Source organism: Enterobacter sp. RHBSTW-00175, assembly GCF_013927005.1.
In the GTDB taxonomy this organism is placed as follows: domain Bacteria; phylum Pseudomonadota; class Gammaproteobacteria; order Enterobacterales; family Enterobacteriaceae; genus Enterobacter.
This window is the reverse complement of sequence record NZ_CP055930.1, coordinates 3,853,249-3,868,802: the sequence shown is the minus strand read 5'-3', so window position 1 is coordinate 3,868,802 and position 15,554 is coordinate 3,853,249. Positions and strand designations below refer to the sequence as shown.

Below are 15,554 nucleotides of genomic sequence, written 5' to 3'. Positions count from 1 at the left end.
GGCCCTCGTGACGATTTAACAAGAAGGCATGTCGAGGATGGTTCCCGGGGCCTGAAATAAAAAAGCCCGCGACAGGCGGGCAATATGGGGGTAAGGCAATGTCGGCTCGATGGCCTAAGGGTCCCAGGCAGTGGGTTCTGTGTGCGGCGTACCGCAAATTAAAAAGCCCCTGCATCGCTGCAAGGGCTTGTTTTCAGCTTACCGATAATTCAAGCCGCCTGCCTAAAGCTGCAAGGGCTTTCTGTATCGTGTCAATTTTCGTCGAGTGCTTCAGGTCAAACACCCTGGTCATTTCCTGCTTTTTGATTCCCATGCGGCTAGCCAGCTCAACCTGAGTTAAGCCGGATCCGATATAGGCGTTGAGCAGAATGACCTTTGCGGCCACGCTTGCCGGAACCTCGACAAAATCACCGGTCACACCTCCCGGCTCAGGAACACGCTCATTATCTTCGAAGTAAAACTCGAATGCTGTAACGAGCGCATCCAGTGCGTTTGCCAGCGCCTCTTCCCGCGTATCGCCCTGAGTTAACGCCTCGGGAACGTCCGGGAATGAAACTACATATCCGCCACTGTCGGGCGTTAAAGTTACTGGATATCGCATATCGTACTGATGAAGCTTTCCGAGTAACCAGCCCCGAAGGGCTGGTTTATTATTTGAGGCCTAACTGTTTAAGTATCGCCTTTCTCAGTGGTTCTTTTATCTCATCGCCGGGATGTCTTGGCATTACGCTTCGCTTCCCGTTGTATCTCAGTTTCAGGTGGTTAGTACCGTTTGAAACTTCGACTCCCTGAGATTCAAGCCACCGCCTGAACTCGTTTTGCTTCACCACTCCTCCATTCTGTTGAACATGGGATTATAGTAAACATTTATGCTTACCATGTAAACATTTATGCTTACCTTAATGAAGGAGGTTGCAATAAAAAAACCCGCGCAGAGGCGGGTTTGATGTCGTGTAGGCGTAATATCCCACGATGTAAAGCATACAGGACAGTTTTATGCAAAGTCAACACTAACGTGCAAAAAAATGTCGCTATTTGCTCCGATCACATCAATAAGTTGTTGCCTTCTCGAATTCCACAGCCGCTTGACGCTCCCCATGACGCAGAGTGTCCACCAGCATTTCATAGAAGGGTTTCCAGTTGCGTGACCATGATAACTGATGAAGCTCCGGAAGACGCTTCAGAATGGCCCGGTGCACGGTAGCCGAGGAGATAGCAGAGAAGCCATTACCAGAGCAACGCTCACACGTCTTGAAAACCGGTGCGCCGCGTTCTTTAGTGGCTTTGCGGTCCAACACTTCGCCTTTACCGCCACACCTGCACCGGGCAAGGATCACTTTCTTTCCTCCGCACGTTCCGCAAACCCTTTTCACCAGCTCATTTTTAATCTTCGGGGCAACCACTTCAGCACCGTCGGCGTCGAAAATACCAGGATGTTTAACCACATCCTCATTCCCGGAGATAAACCCGGTACCACTGCAACTGTGACACGTCACGCTGGTGGCTGCAGAACGGGAGTAATCAGCAAAGGCAAATTGCGCCAGCATCTGCATACACCATCCGAAATGGCCACCAGCTGCTTTGCGAACATTCTTTGGTGCCGTTTCCATCGCGTAACGAGCCAGAGCCTGAACTGCGAGCTGTTCATCTGTTTTGCTAATGCCAGCCTTGCCGAAGAAAGCAGCCAGGCCGAATCGCGCGCGGCTGCTGGTGGTACCAATCGCCGCCATAACATCAGTGCCGGTGAGACGATCCGGAGAGGTTCCTTTCACGTCATCGCTGATGTGCATTCCCTGAGGACTAAAATGTTTGAGTGATGCTTCCAGTTTCATGCGGCCACCTGCTGTTTTTTATAGAAAACCAGCTCACGAACCTGATCGCCGTTCATGAGCATATTGTTGAAATCATCGTGATCCGGCCAGTACACGCTCACGCGCTGCAGGTCATTTTTAGCCACCAGATTTGCGTGAGCGCATTCGCAGGCAGCAGCTAAACCCGTAGCGCTTGTCTCGTCGCGGTCAGCAAAAATAATCAGATGCTTAACGCCTGCCGGGACCCGGAATTTCTTCATAAAATTGGCGGTCATAGTTGCCCAGGTGTTCACCTTATAAATTTGATGTGCAGACAAGGCGGTTTCGATTCCTTCTGCGATGCCAAGTGTGCTGGCGACCGGGAACATACGGATAGCGACCGAACGAGCGTGATCAAGATAGTTATCTTCCTGCAGCAATTTCTGCCGCTTGGCGCTGGCCCCGATGTCAGCCTTCTTTGCACCATCCAATAACGTCTGATGGAGGTAGCAAAGCTCCCCTTTATCGTCTGTTGCCAGTGAATAAATAGACTGGTACACCCGCCCGTTATGCCTTTGCTTAGGGTTGAGTCGCACGGCCTCAGTTGGAAGCTGATAAATACCGCGTGAGTTCAGATATTCAGCGCCGGATGTACCACGCAGAGGAGACATTTTTGCAAAGTTGTTAAGTACCTTTTTCCGCAGCTTAGACGCGTCGCTAGTCTCGGGAACCTTGTCACGTCTGAACGTATTGCCGATCAGTGCATCGATTTCCCGGCAAACCTCGTTGAATGGTTTGCCCTGGGTTTCGGTAACCAACTTAAGCCCGTCACCGCTGCCGCAGGTACAGATCCATGTTCCTGCGCCGTCGCGGTCGTCGATGCGGAATTTGCCAACCGAATCACACAGCGGGCATTTCCCTCTAAAATGGTGTTTACCGGTGATCGGCGGCAGTCCGTAATGCTCAAAAATCATGGCCCACTGGCCTTTTGCTGCTTCTACCGTTTTCATGCTCGTTTTCCTAACTGCTGTCTGATCTCACTGACGCGGTTAAGCGCCTGCTGAACTCTTGCCGGGTTCGGCTGCTCTTCTGCCTGCTTTTGCAGGCGCTGCTCTTTTTCGCGTTGCTTAGCGAAGGCGATCAACTTGTGCTTAATGAAGTTTGAAACTGTCGGCGTGATGTCCATCGGGTAATCGCTTAGGCCTTTCGGCCATACGCCAAAACGTTCGCGGAAGGTGTGAGAACACCAGGCATCGCTGACAGGCTTTTTCCCCAGCGATACGCGCTGGCGTTGATAGAATTTGATCTGACTCCACCAGGCTTGTTTCTCTTCCTTCGTCGGCTGGCGCTGCTCGCCCCCAAGTTTTTTGAGTTTTCGCCCGGTGTCGGTATCAATGTCCTCACCGGCCAGCGGCTTGTGGCCACATTTAGGGCAGACATAGACGCCAGCAGGCTTCATGAAGTGGCATTGTGAGCATTCGTGAGGCAGCTTTTCTGCTCGTTCCTCAGCTGCGCGGCGCGCGCCCTCCTCCATCCCGTCTGATTTACCCGGAAGATCGTCATATTCGATAGAGTCCGGATAACCCAGGCGGTGCACGGTGCCGCTGTGATCGAAGATGAGGCAGGACTCTTTACCCGGTGCGGTGCGCAAGCCACGCCCGAGCGCCTGCAGCCAGCGAATTTCGCTCTTTGTTGGCCTGGCGTAGATGATGCAGCGAACATCGCTGTCGAACCCGGCAACCAGCACGCCCACACTGACGATGATTTTTGTGGCGCCAGTTTCGAAGCGGTGAATGATGGTTTGGCGTTCTTCCGCAGGCGTTTCTGCAGTCATAACCTCTGCATTTACGCCAGCCTGGTTAAACTGAATAGTCAGAAAATTAGCGTGGTCTACGTTGACGCAGAACGCGATTGTCGGCAGGTCCCGGCCGTTCTCAAGCCAGTTTTGGACGATATCGCCCACCAGCGTGGAACCGCACATGACCTCCGCCAGCTGCGCCTCGTTGTAGTCGGTACCGTACTGCAGCGACGGAGAGGTTTTAACACCTTTCAGATCCGGCTTTGTGGGCGCGTAAAATTCGTATTTGCTCAGGTCGCCGCGCTGGATCAGCTCGCCGATGGTGGTTGGCTTAATCAGTCGGTCATAGTATTTGCCCAGGAACGGGGAAAACGGTGTACCCGACAGGCCGATCACTTTCACGCCTTTTTCACGCAGGCGTTCGATATCCTGCAGGATGCGTTTTTTGCGCAGGTGCGCTTCGTCGATAATCAGCAGATCGATATTGTCAGGGAACACGCGACGAATAAGTGTATCGGCGCTGGCGATTTGTATTTTGAGGGTAGGATCGTAGTTTGGGTGATCCGCCCAGACATAGCCGATTTCATCACCCGGCAACCCATACTCCACAAAACGGTTTGCTGTTTGGGTAATGAGGATCTGGTAAGGCGCGCAAAACATTACCCTCATACCGCGGCTGACGAACCCCGCAACGATGAAGGCGGCCAGTCCTGTTTTACCGCTGCCCGTCGGCGAGTACACCATGAAGGTTTCCGTATCCTTCCAGTCACGGCGCAACATGTTTAGCGCTCGTTCCTGTGCAAAATTCGGCGTGATCGTCAGCTCCATTGTGCTGCCCCCGTGCTGATGAGATAATAATTTTGTGATGTGGTTTTCATGGATTCCCCCTCACATGGCTGGTGGCCTCCCCAAAGGCTGCCAGCCTCCCTTCTGATTCAGCTCCTCTGAAAAATTCACTCTTCCAGGAAGAACCCTTTTCGTTTCTCAGCGCCTGAGCGCTTTGTACTACCTTGCTGATACAGGCGTTTTTTAAAATTGCGCCCTTAAGAAAGTGATCTACTTAACCAATGGATCTCTCCTGTTGGAAAAGACCCTATTCCTACCCCTACACCCAATCCCCCCTTACCCCCCTTTCCCTCTTCCCCACAAAAACGTACTACTTACCTAGTACATGCGGGGAATTGAGTTAGTGGGTTGCCAACCTGAACAGGCACCTTTAAGCCTGCTTTTGTCCGGGTACCTTTAAACCCGCAACAATCAGGAACGTGGTGGCGTTCCGGCCAGGGGAGGTTCGGCGGTATACCCCTGTAAAGCCCTGCCGTGATTTCTCACAAACAGGCGAAGCCTCGTATTTGCTTCATGCCTTGCCCGGTTCTCCTTGCGGTATGAAACGGGCTCGGCTTCAAACGATTCCTGATACACAGCTGCATAACGCTGAATGGCTTTTTGTCGCGCTGCTGGCGCCAGGCTCAGTAATTGCTGCTTGATCCATTCGGCGTCGGCCTGGCTAAAAGCCACTGGCATATCAACCTGTTGATAATCAAGTGCCATATCACTGCTCTTTTTCTGGCTTTGGGAATAGCTCCGGTAAGTCAGGTCTGATTTGATATGCGGCAACTTGTCCTTCAGCTGCGGCTACAATTCTTAGAACGTGCTCTGCTTTAACTTTTTTTCCATGGCGCCATTTCCATACTGTTGCCTGAGATACGCCGCAAAGCTTAGCCAGCGCCCCCTGGCTACCGGCCCGCCGGATGGCAATGTCGATTGGCTCTGAAATCATAAAACCCCCTTAGTAATTAAATATTACTTTAGCGATTACGCTGATTGTAAGCAAGGTGTCTAATTACTTTTTGACTTAAAAGGTCGTTTAGGCTAAGTTTTTAACAACTTATGGAGTAATTAGAATGAACAACAACACATACTCAGCCCGGTTAGTCGAAGCAATGAAAGAAGCTGGCTTTACACAAGCATCCCTTGCAAAAGCGGTGGGGATGTCTCAGTCCAGCATCTGGAAGCTTACTTCAGGCGCGGCGAGCGGCTCACGAAAAACTGTCCAGCTATCACAGGTACTGGGGGTTAGACCTGAGTGGCTTTCCTCAGGTGAAGGTCCAAAATACGTGGTAGGACTGATGGAGTCCGGACAGTCTATTTCGCATGAGCCAGTAAGAGACACCTATCGTGTCGACGTTCTTGATGTTCAAGCCAGTGCAGGTCCTGGAACCTTCGTGTCCTCTGAGTTTATAGAGACAATAAGGGCTATAGAGTATACCGAAGAGCAGGCAAGGCTTATGTTTGGTAACCGACCAGCCCATGCTATCAAGGTCATCACTGTAAATGGCGACAGCATGGAGGGAACCATTGACCCGGGTGATTTTGTTTTCGTCGATACTTCGATCAATCATTTCGAAGGTGATGGGATCTATGTCTTCATTTTTGGGAAGACTATTCATATCAAACGATTACAAATGCTTAAAACAAGCTTGATAGTACTTTCTGATAACAAGCTATATAACTCTTGGGATATTGAGGAGAGTGATGAAGGTCAGTTCCACATCCTCGGCAAAGTATTAATCAAACAATCAGCAGCATTTAAACGCTTCGGATAATTCCCCCCCCACACAATGCTCAGGCCGCTTTAGCGGCCTTTTTTTATCCTTACAACTCAACAAACTACCAAAGCGATTAATAAAAAATTACTTAAGTTGTTGACACTTCGTTTCATCCAGTCCATTCTAATTACAACCTAAGTGATTGGCGGTATAAACAAGAGGTATCAACCTATGACTACTAAAAATCTTATTCAGCTTATTGATATCCCTGATTTCAGATTCACCAATCAGAAGCCGGATATTAACTATGGTGATGTTGCAGATGATTGTGATTCAAAAACCATTTCGACTATCGAAGCAATTCGTCATTTAAGCGAATCAATATTCAAATTGTCTGAGAATGAAGATAACGAAAATGAAAAAATTCGCAATCTTTCAGCCATTATTTGTGACCTAGCAGATCTGGCAATTGCTACTAATAAAATCTCACAAACCGCTGCTTATCTTTCTGGCGTAAAGGACGGAAATCATGGCGCATGAATTTTCTTTAGAAAAAGCAAAAGAAAAGGCACATCAAGCAGAGATAATTTGCCGAATGATGGAAGTGTACCCAAACAAAATGGACTGCACTGAAATTGAAGCTGTAGCTTCACTTCTCAGCAAGTTAACTGGTGATGTATGCGCTTGGCTCGTAGAAGAACAAGCTATAAAAGATAAAAAATAAACAAAAAATCAATTCCAACCATTTATTTCAGCTTAATTGCTGTGGAATCTCACACACATTTTTTTGGTGGACACTATGAGAAATAAATACGCCTTTAAGACAGCAACGATGATGTGCAGCGCCGGTTATTGGGATATTGCAATTTTATTTTTAAAAAAAGCTTATGGGAGATAATCATGACTATACAGCAGCGCCAAGATATTCAGGGTGTGAACATTAAAGCTGAACAACTCAACTTCCTTATGCAAACAATTCATGCCCATCACAAGGATTTCGACTGCCATCAACTTGATAGGCTTTTAGGTCTTGCTTATGACCTTGCAGGCGAAGTTTATTCCTGGACAGAAAAAGAGGAAGGAATCGTTCTTCAAAATGAAGATCAGCAAAGAAGGGATAATTAGATGAATGATTTTATTAACACCTACCGACGCAGAATTTTAAAAGCAGCGTTATTACGCCACCAGCGTAAAACAGGCGGTAACTGCCTTGTTATCAAGCTCAATAAAGGCGGTATTAAAACGGTCGAGTTAACAGAGATTCTTCTCGATGGATTATTACGAAAATTTGAAAGGCTCGCGATCAGTGAGTACGGGAATGTCGAAGGCGTAAAAGCTATCAAGGGAATTTACAGCAGCGCTGTTGATGTTAATGGCAGCGGTGAATTCCTCACAGATAGCGGGAAGGAGTTAATCGACGAGCTCATTTCTGAGCTGGTGGAGTTCGTCAAAAAACAAAAAGTGGAGGCTCCGAAAACAGAGGGTCATGAAATGGAGGCTGATGATGACACTGACAGCGATACGAATTCCTGAGTGGGTTCACCTCAAAGCGGCGCACGTTTTAAGCCAGTTCAGGGCCCGGAGGATTCACCCCTGTCGTATGCACGGCTCCGGGAATTTTAGCCTCAAGGTTAATCACCGCTGGCGGCTACTCTCCCGCGATGGCGGTAAGAACTGGGAAGTAATGAGTCACGAACGATACAGCAAAGTTAAGGATCGGAAATGAACGATAAACGCACCGTAAGCATGATTGACCTGGCATTACAGAAACACGATACGCCAGTTGGCCCACTGTTCGTGGCAGTGCGCCACGGTCGTATCAAAAAATGCTTCACGCGAGATACGGCGATCCGATATCTGGCTTTCTTCATGACCACCGAGGCTTTTGAGCGTTCGGGTTTTCCGCAGCGTCACCCGCCGATACGTATTGATCGCGATGACAGAGAGGTATGGCGAGACGGGGAAACAAAGGCTGAGTATCTTGCCGCCCACCAGCGCTGTGTACGCCGTTTGCGGCGCATCCTGGCACGCAAGCGCGCAATGGAAAAATGGTGCGAGAAATGGGATGCGATGCATGACCGCTTCGTTAAAGAAGTCGATGCACTGCAGGCCATAAAACCAGAAGGAGTGCATTGATGGTTGATTCAGCCTTTACCCCGGAGCCGACATCAACCGGCATCCGTTTTGGTAACCGGGTCATTGGTTATTCTGGTGCGGTTCGCCAGCTCGACAACGGTAACTATGACAAACGAATTCCTGATGGATTAGATCTGCTGGCTTGCATTATGGAAGCGATTGAAAGCGGTTGGTTTACCCCAGGCATTGAGAAGGAAATCATCATATGGCGCTGGATGCTCGTCGCCATCTTCATTACTGAGGAGCAGGGAAAGAACGGTACCGTTGAAGTTGCCAACGATTCTGGTGGCTTCGACATCGGTGTTATCTACTCCGGACAGCACGGTTCAATCAGTGTTTATCCTGCGCCAGAGAGATTCGCACTCGCAACCAATGTGGAGGGGATAGCCATTGAGAAATACGGTCAGGAACTCGGTCAGCAGATGGCGCTGCGCATGTACATGGACATGTTAGAGGCGGATCCAGTAAACGGGCTTCGACTCTCCAAAATGGGGCGGGAGGGTTTCAATCTCCTGCATGACAGCTTTATCGAACATATTCAGAAAGAAGGTATGCCAGACATACCAGTAATGCACTGAGGAGGGTTAACAATGCACAAATTTATTGTCGAGACTAACAATCTGAACACAATCAGCGATTGCCTGCAGCAGCTTGTTAACGCTGAAGAAGCGCAGCTCAGTATCGAAGAACAGCTGGCGAGATCTAACAGCAGCAGTGACTGGAGTACATGGCGTAAAAAAGCTGAGAACGCGCTACGGGTGATCAAAGGTAAGCGCCGTATCATCACAGCACGTCTGGCAGTACTGCGTCATGACGAAAAAGAACGCAACCTGCAGCTGCACCAACAGCAAAATGATTTTCTTGTTCAGGCCCTGCGCGAAATTGTAACGCCCTCTTCTTTTGCACGGTGCGTGCGTCTGGCTAAAGAGAAAGTGGAGGAGATCCATGCAAACCAGTGCTGACATCGTTCTTCTGGTACCGAATGACTGGGTTAGCGAAAAGGTTCTGATTGCGGTTACCGGGCTCAAGCCCGGTACCATCACCCGGGCCAGAAAAGAATCCTGGATGCTTGGCCGAGAGTATCTGCATATTTCACCAGATGGTAATCCCAAGCCATCAAGCGAATGCATGTACAACAGGAAAGCCGTTGATCAGTGGATCGAGGCTCAGAAAAAAAATCAACCAGGTGCGAAGACAGCATGAAAAGCAGTACACTCGTCAACGCTCCTGGACGTCAGGAGGGATTAATGGCCAATACATCATACCCGACAGGCGTCGAAAACCACGGCGGTTCACTCCGCGTATGGTTTGTATATAAAGGCAAAAGAGTCAGGGAAAACCTCGGTGTCCCTGATACTGCCAAAAATCGCAAGATTGCCGGTGAGCTTCGTTCTTCGGTTTGTTTTGCGATAAGGATGGGGAATTTTAACTATGCGGAAAAGTTCCCTAACTCACCGAACCTTGCCCGGTTCGGTCAGGATAGTAAGGAAATTACTGTGCTGGAACTTACCAAAAAATGGTCAGAGCTGAAGCTGATGGAAATCAGCTCAAACACCATGAGTAGGTACGAATCCATCATAAAAAACATGCTTCCGCGCATCGGCGAAAAAAAAATGGTTTCTGCAGTGACCACTGAGGATTTGCTGTATGTGAGGAAGGAGTTGCTGACGGGTTTTCATGTGATGAAGAAGGATCACCGGACACAAGTAAAAGGCAGGAAGTCGTCCACGGTGAATAATTACATGATGCTGATGGCCGAGATCTTCCAGTTCGGAACTGATAACGGTTATGCAAAGGAAAACCCGTTTAGCGGAATTAACAGACTCAGGAAGGCTAAAGACGAACCCGATCCACTCACGTCAGACGAGTTCATCAGGTTCATTCAGGCATGTGGCCACCAGCAGATGCGTAACCTCTGGACCGTTGCCGTTTATACCGGAATGAGGCATGGGGAATTATGTGGTCTTGCATGGGAAGATATCGATCTCACTGCGGGTACCATTACGGTTAAACGTAACCTGACCCAAACGTATGAGTTCACCCTGCCAAAAACCGAGGCAGGCACTGACAGGGTGATTTATCTCATACAACCAGCTATTGATGCCCTGAGGGATCAGGCCCAGTTGACACGCCTTGGCCGGCAGTATGAGGTTGAAGTGAAATTGCGTGAGTATGGACAGTCCGTCATACAACCCTGCACTTTCGTATTCAGCCCTCAATGCGTCAAACGTGGACCTCGAACAGGATATCACTACGCTGTTAATTCCATTAATAAAATTTGGGGCCCGATAATCAAGCGCGCCGGTATTCGCTACCGTAACGCGTACCAGTCACGGCATACCTATGCGTGCTGGTCATTATCAGCTGGTGCTAACCCAAACTTTATAGCAACTCAGATGGGGCATACCGATGCTCAGATGGTTTACAAGGTGTATGGAAGGTGGATGTCAGAGAAGAGCGCCGAACAGGTTTCTCTGCTCAACCAGGCGCTTTCACGCTTTGCCCCATCACTGCCCCAAAGCATGGTAGTAGCGCAGTAGTAAACCTTAAATTCAAGTGGTTAGCTGTGGTATCGCTACATTTTTATAACACGGGGCACGAAATGCCCTCGACCATAACTACAGCTTATGTTGTGATCGGGGTTCAATAAATCGCTAAACAAGGTATACTCCAGCGGTTTCTGTAGTTGTTTATTGTACTAAACGCTCCTGTGAGAGGATGCTACTGCGCACCTATGACTCAATTCGCTTCTCCTGTTCTGCATACGTTGCTGGATACCGATGCGTATAAACTGCATATGCAGCAAGCCGTTTTCCACCATTATTATGATGTTCATGTTGCGGCGGAGTTTCGCTGCCGGGGCGACGACTTGCTGGGTATCTACGCAGATTCCATTCGTGAACAGGTCGATGCTATGCAGCATCTGGCTCTGCGGGACGATGAATACCAGTGGCTTTCTGGCCTCCCCTTCTTCAAAGCCGACTATCTGAACTGGCTGCGTGATTTCCGCTATAACCCGGCGCAGGTGACTGTCACCAACGATAACGGCAAGCTGAACATCCGCCTGGAAGGCCCATGGCGTGAAGTGATTATGTGGGAAGTGCCGCTGCTGGCAGTGATCAGTGAGCTCGCCCACCGCTACCGCTCGCCCGAAACAGGCGTTGAACAGGCCGTCGCGTCGCTGGAAAACAAACTCGTTGAGTTCTCGCAGCTGACTGAAGGGCTGGATATGTCCCGCTTCCGCCTGATGGATTTTGGTACGCGCCGTCGTTTCTCTCGCGAAGTGCAGCAGGCCATCGTTAAGCGTTTACAACAGGAGTCCTGGTTCGTTGGCACCAGTAATTACGATCTGGCACGCCGCCTGAATCTGACGCCGATGGGCACCCAGGCGCACGAATGGTTCCAGGCACATCAACAGATTAGCCCGGACCTGGCTACCAGCCAGCGTGCTGCACTGGCGGCATGGCTGGAAGAGTATCCAGACCAGCTGGGGATCGCGTTGACCGACTGCATTACGATGGATGCCTTCCTGCGCGATTTTGGGCCAGAATTTGCCACACGCTATCAGGGCTTACGCCATGATTCCGGGGATCCGGTAGAATGGGGTGAGAAGGCCATAGCCCATTACGAAAAACTGGGTATCGACCCGATGAGCAAGGTATTGGTCTTTTCCGATAATCTGGATTTAGCCAAAGCGGTCGAGCTTTATCGTCATTTTTCTTCCAGGGTTGACCTGAGCTTCGGTATTGGCACCCGTTTAACCTGTGACATTCCCCAGGTGAAACCTCTGAACATTGTCATTAAACTGGTGGAATGTAACGGCAAGCCGGTAGCGAAACTCTCCGACAGCCCGGGCAAAACCATCTGTCACGACAAAGCCTTTGTGCGCGCGTTGCGTGAGGCCTTCGACCTGCCTCAGGTTAAAAAAGCAAGCTAAGCCATCTCAGGGAGCCTTCTGGCTCCCTTCTTCTTATTTATTTCCGATTTCTTCTCTTTTGACTGCGAAATCTGCTTGTCTGATGGCAGATGCCAGGTAACATAGATATCCCCCCATAAGGGTGGACAAGTGTCTATTTTTTCCGACTATTAACAGAGAGAATATTATGAGCGTTGTGCCTGTAGCCGACGTACTCCAGGGCCGCGTCGCCGTTGACCAAGAAGTCACCGTGCGCGGATGGGTGCGTACTCGCCGAGATTCTAAAGCTGGCATCTCCTTCCTTGCCGTCTATGACGGTTCCTGCTTTGATCCTGTACAGGCCGTCATTAATAATTCTCTGCCCAATTACAATGATGACGTCCTGCACCTGACCACAGGTTGCTCCGTTATCGTGACAGGCGTTGTGGTTGCCTCTCCGGGTCAGGGCCAGAGCTTTGAAATCCAGGCCTCTGCCATTGAAGTGACCGGCTGGGTTGAAGACCCGGATACTTATCCGATGGCGGCAAAACGCCACAGCATCGAGTATCTGCGTGAAGTTGCGCACCTGCGTCCGCGTACCAACCTGATTGGTGCGGTTGCTCGTGTTCGTCATACGCTGGCGCAAGCACTGCATCGTTTCTTTGACGAGCAGGGTTACTTCTGGGTCTCTACCCCGCTGATTACTGCCTCCGATACCGAAGGCGCAGGCGAGATGTTCCGCGTATCCACGCTGGATATGGAAAACCTGCCACGTACACCTGAAGGCAAAATCGATTACGACAAAGATTTCTTCGGCAAAGAGGCCTTCCTGACGGTGTCCGGCCAGCTCAACGGCGAAACTTACGCCTGTGCGCTGTCTAAGATCTACACCTTCGGCCCAACCTTCCGTGCGGAAAACTCCAACACCAGCCGCCACCTGGCGGAATTCTGGATGCTGGAGCCAGAAGTGGCGTTTGCTGACCTGAACGATGTTGCGGGTCTGGCAGAAGCGATGCTTAAGTACGTGTTCAAAGCGGTTCTGGAAGAACGCGCTGATGACATGAAATTCTTCGCCGAGCGTGTTGATAACGACGCAATTGCCCGTCTGGAGCGTTTTGTTTCGGCTGACTTCGCGCAGGTGGATTACACCGACGCGGTCGCCATCCTCGAAAAATGCGGCGAGACGTTCGAGAACCCGGTTTACTGGGGCGTCGATCTCTCTTCCGAGCATGAGCGTTACCTGGCAGAGAAGCACTTCAAAGCACCGGTAGTTGTTAAAAACTATCCGAAAGACATTAAGGCCTTCTACATGCGCCTTAACGAAGACGGTAAAACCGTTGCTGCGATGGACGTGCTGGCACCGGGTATCGGTGAAATCATCGGTGGCTCTCAGCGTGAAGAGCGTCTGGACGTGCTGGATGCCCGTATGGAAGAGATGGGTCTGAACCCGGCTGATTACAGCTGGTATCGCGACCTGCGTCGTTACGGCACTGTGCCTCACTCCGGTTTCGGTCTGGGCTTCGAGCGTCTGATCGCTTACGTGACCGGCGTTCAGAACGTGCGTGACGTGATTCCATTCCCGCGTACCCCGCGTAACGCAAGCTTCTAATTCCGCGTTAATTAAAATGGCCAGCAATTGCTGGCCATTATTTTATTCTGCTTTGTCAGTTTTCGTCAGTTGAAAGTCAGCATCTTTAAACTACAACCCCGTCATAACCTCTACCTGTTACGTTTTGTTTCCACGAAATATCTGTGAACAAAAAATAAACCACACTCTTATTGCGCTTAATGCATTCCTGATGCTTTAGCACAAATTTCAACCGTATTCACAGCCATCCAGAAGGCTGGTAGCGGTCATAAGAAAAAACGAGTCGTTTAACTTCTGTTTATATGAATTGCCTTTATCAAAATTAAGCATAAGCAATTCATATACATAGGAATGAACCAGGCTTTTAATTAGCCAATCAGTTCTGAAATTTGAGGTGGTTCACAAAGTTCCTTAAAATACACAAATTCTTACACATTATTTCTTTTTGTTACTCATTCTTTAGAATTGTAGCATTTTCAGGCTAGCGAAACGGTTCTATGAATGGAAAGATGCCTGTCAGATACATAAAGACACCAAACTCTCATCAATAGTTCCGGAAATATTTATTGACAGAATTTATTGACGGCAGTGGCGAGTGTCATAAAAAAACCAATGAGGGTAATAAATAATGATGAAGCGCAATATCCTGGCAGTGGTTATCCCTGCTCTGCTGGTAGCCGGTGCAGCTAACGCTGCAGAAATCTATAACAAAAACGGCAACAAACTGGATCTGTACGGGAAAGTTGTTGGTGAGCATGACTTCGTTACCTCTGGTGACAACACCGACAGCAGCGACAACACCTATGCACAGATCGGTTTCAAAGGCGAAACTCAAATCAATGACCAACTGACTGGTTACGGTCAGTGGGAATACCGTGCTCTGGCAAGCCAGGCAGAAAGCAACCAGACTCAGCGTACCCGTCTGGCGTTCGCTGGCCTGAAAGCCGGTGATGCTGGTTCTATCGACTACGGCCGTAACTACGGTATCGTATACGATGTAGAAGGTCTGACCGATATGGCACCTTCTTTCTCCGGTATGACCTGGGCTAACTACTCTGATAACTTCATGACTGGCCGTACTACTGGCGTTCTGACCTACCGCAACACTGACTTCTTCGGTCTGGTTGATGGTCTGAGCCTGGGCCTGCAGTATCAGGGTAAAAACGACCGTACTGACGTTAAAACCGCTAACGGTGACGGCTTCGGTACCTCTGTTGGTTACGAATTCGGTGAAGGCTTCGGTCTGATCGGTGCATACAGCAACTCTGACCGTACCAACCTTCAGACTGCTGACGGCAAAGGCGACAAAGCTGAAGCATGGGCTGTTGGTGCTAAATACGATGCTAACAACATCTACCTGGCAACCACCTATGCTGAAACCCGCAACATGACTCGTGAAGCTGACGGTTCATTCGCGAACAAAACTCAGAACTTCGAAGTGATCGCTCAGTACCAGTTCGACTTCGGTCTGCGTCCTTCCGTGTCTTACGTTCAGTCTAAAGGTAAAAACCTGTCTCAGCGTGGCACCTTCAATGGCGGCGATGCTGACCTGCAGAAATTTGTTGAACTGGGTGCAACTTACTACTTCAACAAAAACTTCAACGTTTATGTTGACTACCAGCTGAACCTGATCGACGACACCTCTTACTCTCGTAACGTTGGTATCGTGAACGGTAAAGACGACCAGGTTGCAATGGCTGTGACCTACCAGTTCTAATCAGTACACCACTTTGTTCTATGCTTAAGAAACAGGGCTTCGGCCCTGTTTTTTTATGTCTGATAGTAAATAATGGCGACT

At 49.5% G+C, this 15,554-nt stretch carries 20 protein-coding genes; 13 read left to right on the top strand and 7 right to left on the bottom strand.

The genetic code is table 11. The features are described from left to right. Positions 1–193 precede the first annotated feature (193 nt). The 7 genes from HV107_RS18345 to HV107_RS18315 form a co-directional block, all read right to left on the bottom strand. Entirely contained in the window at positions 194–601 is a 408-nt protein-coding gene (locus tag HV107_RS18345) for a type II toxin-antitoxin system HicB family antitoxin (protein WP_182060267.1), read from the bottom strand. A 49-nt stretch (positions 602–650) separates the two neighbouring features. Further along, positions 651–827, bottom strand: coding sequence for a type II toxin-antitoxin system HicA family toxin (locus tag HV107_RS18340; protein ID WP_103779567.1), 177 nt, complete (start codon positions 825–827; stop codon positions 651–653). 222 nt (positions 828–1,049) lie between these two features. Then, positions 1,050–1,832 (bottom strand): antitermination protein, encoded by a 783-nt coding sequence (locus HV107_RS18335; RefSeq protein ID WP_182060266.1) that lies wholly within the window; start codon positions 1,830–1,832, stop codon positions 1,050–1,052. After that, the gene (locus HV107_RS18330; RefSeq protein ID WP_182060265.1) at positions 1,829–2,800 is read right to left on the bottom strand and encodes a toprim domain-containing protein; all 972 of its coding nucleotides are present in this window, start codon (positions 2,798–2,800) and stop codon (positions 1,829–1,831) included. Before HV107_RS18330 ends, HV107_RS18335 begins: the two co-directional genes overlap by 4 nt. Further along, entirely contained in the window at positions 2,797–4,416 is a 1,620-nt protein-coding gene (locus tag HV107_RS18325) for a DEAD/DEAH box helicase (RefSeq protein WP_182060264.1), read from the bottom strand. Before HV107_RS18325 ends, HV107_RS18330 begins: the two co-directional genes overlap by 4 nt. A gap of 429 nt (positions 4,417–4,845) precedes the next feature. Beyond that, positions 4,846–5,139 (bottom strand): hypothetical protein, encoded by a 294-nt coding sequence (locus tag HV107_RS18320; protein WP_182060263.1) that lies wholly within the window; start codon positions 5,137–5,139, stop codon positions 4,846–4,848. 1 nt (position 5,140) lies between these two features. Beyond that, on the bottom strand, positions 5,141–5,368 hold the full coding sequence (locus tag HV107_RS18315) for a YdaS family helix-turn-helix protein (RefSeq protein ID WP_015570945.1): 228 nt from the start codon (positions 5,366–5,368) through the stop codon (positions 5,141–5,143). Positions 5,369–5,492: 124 nt separating this feature from the next. On the opposite strand from HV107_RS18315, the gene HV107_RS18310 reads away from it, so the two are divergent. The 13 genes from HV107_RS18310 (at position 5,493) to HV107_RS18250 (ending at position 15,473) form a co-directional block, all read left to right on the top strand. Then, entirely contained in the window at positions 5,493–6,194 is a 702-nt protein-coding gene (locus HV107_RS18310; RefSeq protein ID WP_182060262.1) for a helix-turn-helix transcriptional regulator, read from the top strand. A gap of 174 nt (positions 6,195–6,368) precedes the next feature. After that, entirely contained in the window at positions 6,369–6,677 is a 309-nt protein-coding gene (locus tag HV107_RS18305; RefSeq protein WP_182060261.1) for a hypothetical protein, read from the top strand. After that, positions 6,667–6,861: a hypothetical protein gene (locus tag HV107_RS18300; RefSeq protein WP_182060260.1), complete on the top strand. Its 195-nt coding sequence runs from the start codon at positions 6,667–6,669 to the stop codon at positions 6,859–6,861. Before HV107_RS18305 ends, HV107_RS18300 begins: the two co-directional genes overlap by 11 nt. A 176-nt stretch (positions 6,862–7,037) precedes the next feature. Then, positions 7,038–7,262 carry a hypothetical protein gene (locus HV107_RS18295; RefSeq protein WP_182060259.1) on the top strand — a complete coding sequence of 75 codons (225 nt, stop codon included), beginning with the start codon at positions 7,038–7,040 and terminating at the stop codon, positions 7,260–7,262. Continuing rightward, entirely contained in the window at positions 7,263–7,670 is a 408-nt protein-coding gene (locus HV107_RS18290; protein WP_182060258.1) for a hypothetical protein, read from the top strand. Positions 7,671–7,859: 189 nt separating this feature from the next. Next, a complete protein-coding gene (locus tag HV107_RS18285) occupies positions 7,860–8,273 on the top strand; it encodes a hypothetical protein (protein ID WP_182060257.1) in 414 nt (137 codons plus the stop codon). Continuing rightward, on the top strand, positions 8,273–8,851 hold the full coding sequence (locus HV107_RS18280) for a hypothetical protein (RefSeq protein ID WP_182060256.1): 579 nt from the start codon (positions 8,273–8,275) through the stop codon (positions 8,849–8,851). Before HV107_RS18285 ends, HV107_RS18280 begins: the two co-directional genes overlap by 1 nt. 12 nt (positions 8,852–8,863) lie before the next feature. After that, positions 8,864–9,235: a hypothetical protein gene (locus HV107_RS18275; protein ID WP_182060255.1), complete on the top strand. Its 372-nt coding sequence runs from the start codon at positions 8,864–8,866 to the stop codon at positions 9,233–9,235. Further along, the gene (locus HV107_RS18270) at positions 9,219–9,476 is read left to right on the top strand and encodes an excisionase family protein (protein WP_182060254.1); all 258 of its coding nucleotides are present in this window, start codon (positions 9,219–9,221) and stop codon (positions 9,474–9,476) included. The genes HV107_RS18275 and HV107_RS18270 overlap by 17 nt, the downstream gene beginning before the upstream one ends. A gap of 44 nt (positions 9,477–9,520) precedes the next feature. Beyond that, positions 9,521–10,813, top strand: a complete 1,293-nt coding sequence (locus tag HV107_RS18265) for a site-specific integrase (protein WP_182060253.1) — start codon at positions 9,521–9,523, stop codon at positions 10,811–10,813. Positions 10,814–11,007: 194 nt separating this feature from the next. Then, positions 11,008–12,210 carry a nicotinate phosphoribosyltransferase gene (pncB, locus tag HV107_RS18260; RefSeq protein ID WP_182060252.1) on the top strand — a complete coding sequence of 401 codons (1,203 nt, stop codon included), beginning with the start codon at positions 11,008–11,010 and terminating at the stop codon, positions 12,208–12,210. 166 nt (positions 12,211–12,376) lie between these two features. Further along, positions 12,377–13,777 carry an asparagine--tRNA ligase gene (asnS, locus tag HV107_RS18255; RefSeq protein ID WP_182060251.1) on the top strand — a complete coding sequence of 467 codons (1,401 nt, stop codon included), beginning with the start codon at positions 12,377–12,379 and terminating at the stop codon, positions 13,775–13,777. Positions 13,778–14,384: 607 nt separating this feature from the next. Next, positions 14,385–15,473, top strand: a complete 1,089-nt coding sequence (locus tag HV107_RS18250; protein ID WP_310649358.1) for a porin — start codon at positions 14,385–14,387, stop codon at positions 15,471–15,473. Positions 15,474–15,554: the final 81 nt, after the last annotated feature.

Bases quoted from the DNA above. Each gene is read 5' to 3' on its own strand.
- HV107_RS18345 (WP_182060267.1), bottom strand. From the start codon at position 601: ATGCGATATCCAGTAACTTTAACGCCCGACAGTGGCGGATATGTAGTT.
- HV107_RS18335 (WP_182060266.1), bottom strand. From the start codon at position 1,832: ATGAAACTGGAAGCATCACTCAAACATTTTAGTCCTCAGGGAATGCAC.
- HV107_RS18330 (WP_182060265.1), bottom strand. From the start codon at position 2,800: ATGAAAACGGTAGAAGCAGCAAAAGGCCAGTGGGCCATGATTTTTGAG.
- HV107_RS18325 (WP_182060264.1), bottom strand. From the start codon at position 4,416: ATGGAGCTGACGATCACGCCGAATTTTGCACAGGAACGAGCGCTAAAC.
- HV107_RS18320 (WP_182060263.1), bottom strand. From the start codon at position 5,139: ATGGCACTTGATTATCAACAGGTTGATATGCCAGTGGCTTTTAGCCAG.
- HV107_RS18315 (WP_015570945.1), bottom strand. From the start codon at position 5,368: ATGATTTCAGAGCCAATCGACATTGCCATCCGGCGGGCCGGTAGCCAG.
- HV107_RS18310 (WP_182060262.1), top strand. From the start codon at position 5,493: ATGAACAACAACACATACTCAGCCCGGTTAGTCGAAGCAATGAAAGAA.
- HV107_RS18305 (WP_182060261.1), top strand. From the start codon at position 6,369: ATGACTACTAAAAATCTTATTCAGCTTATTGATATCCCTGATTTCAGA.
- HV107_RS18300 (WP_182060260.1), top strand. From the start codon at position 6,667: ATGGCGCATGAATTTTCTTTAGAAAAAGCAAAAGAAAAGGCACATCAA.
- HV107_RS18295 (WP_182060259.1), top strand. From the start codon at position 7,038: ATGACTATACAGCAGCGCCAAGATATTCAGGGTGTGAACATTAAAGCT.
- HV107_RS18290 (WP_182060258.1), top strand. From the start codon at position 7,263: ATGAATGATTTTATTAACACCTACCGACGCAGAATTTTAAAAGCAGCG.
- HV107_RS18285 (WP_182060257.1), top strand. From the start codon at position 7,860: ATGAACGATAAACGCACCGTAAGCATGATTGACCTGGCATTACAGAAA.
- HV107_RS18280 (WP_182060256.1), top strand. From the start codon at position 8,273: ATGGTTGATTCAGCCTTTACCCCGGAGCCGACATCAACCGGCATCCGT.
- HV107_RS18275 (WP_182060255.1), top strand. From the start codon at position 8,864: ATGCACAAATTTATTGTCGAGACTAACAATCTGAACACAATCAGCGAT.
- HV107_RS18270 (WP_182060254.1), top strand. From the start codon at position 9,219: ATGCAAACCAGTGCTGACATCGTTCTTCTGGTACCGAATGACTGGGTT.
- HV107_RS18265 (WP_182060253.1), top strand. From the start codon at position 9,521: ATGGCCAATACATCATACCCGACAGGCGTCGAAAACCACGGCGGTTCA.
- pncB (WP_182060252.1), top strand. From the start codon at position 11,008: ATGACTCAATTCGCTTCTCCTGTTCTGCATACGTTGCTGGATACCGAT.
- asnS (WP_182060251.1), top strand. From the start codon at position 12,377: ATGAGCGTTGTGCCTGTAGCCGACGTACTCCAGGGCCGCGTCGCCGTT.
- HV107_RS18250 (WP_310649358.1), top strand. From the start codon at position 14,385: ATGATGAAGCGCAATATCCTGGCAGTGGTTATCCCTGCTCTGCTGGTA.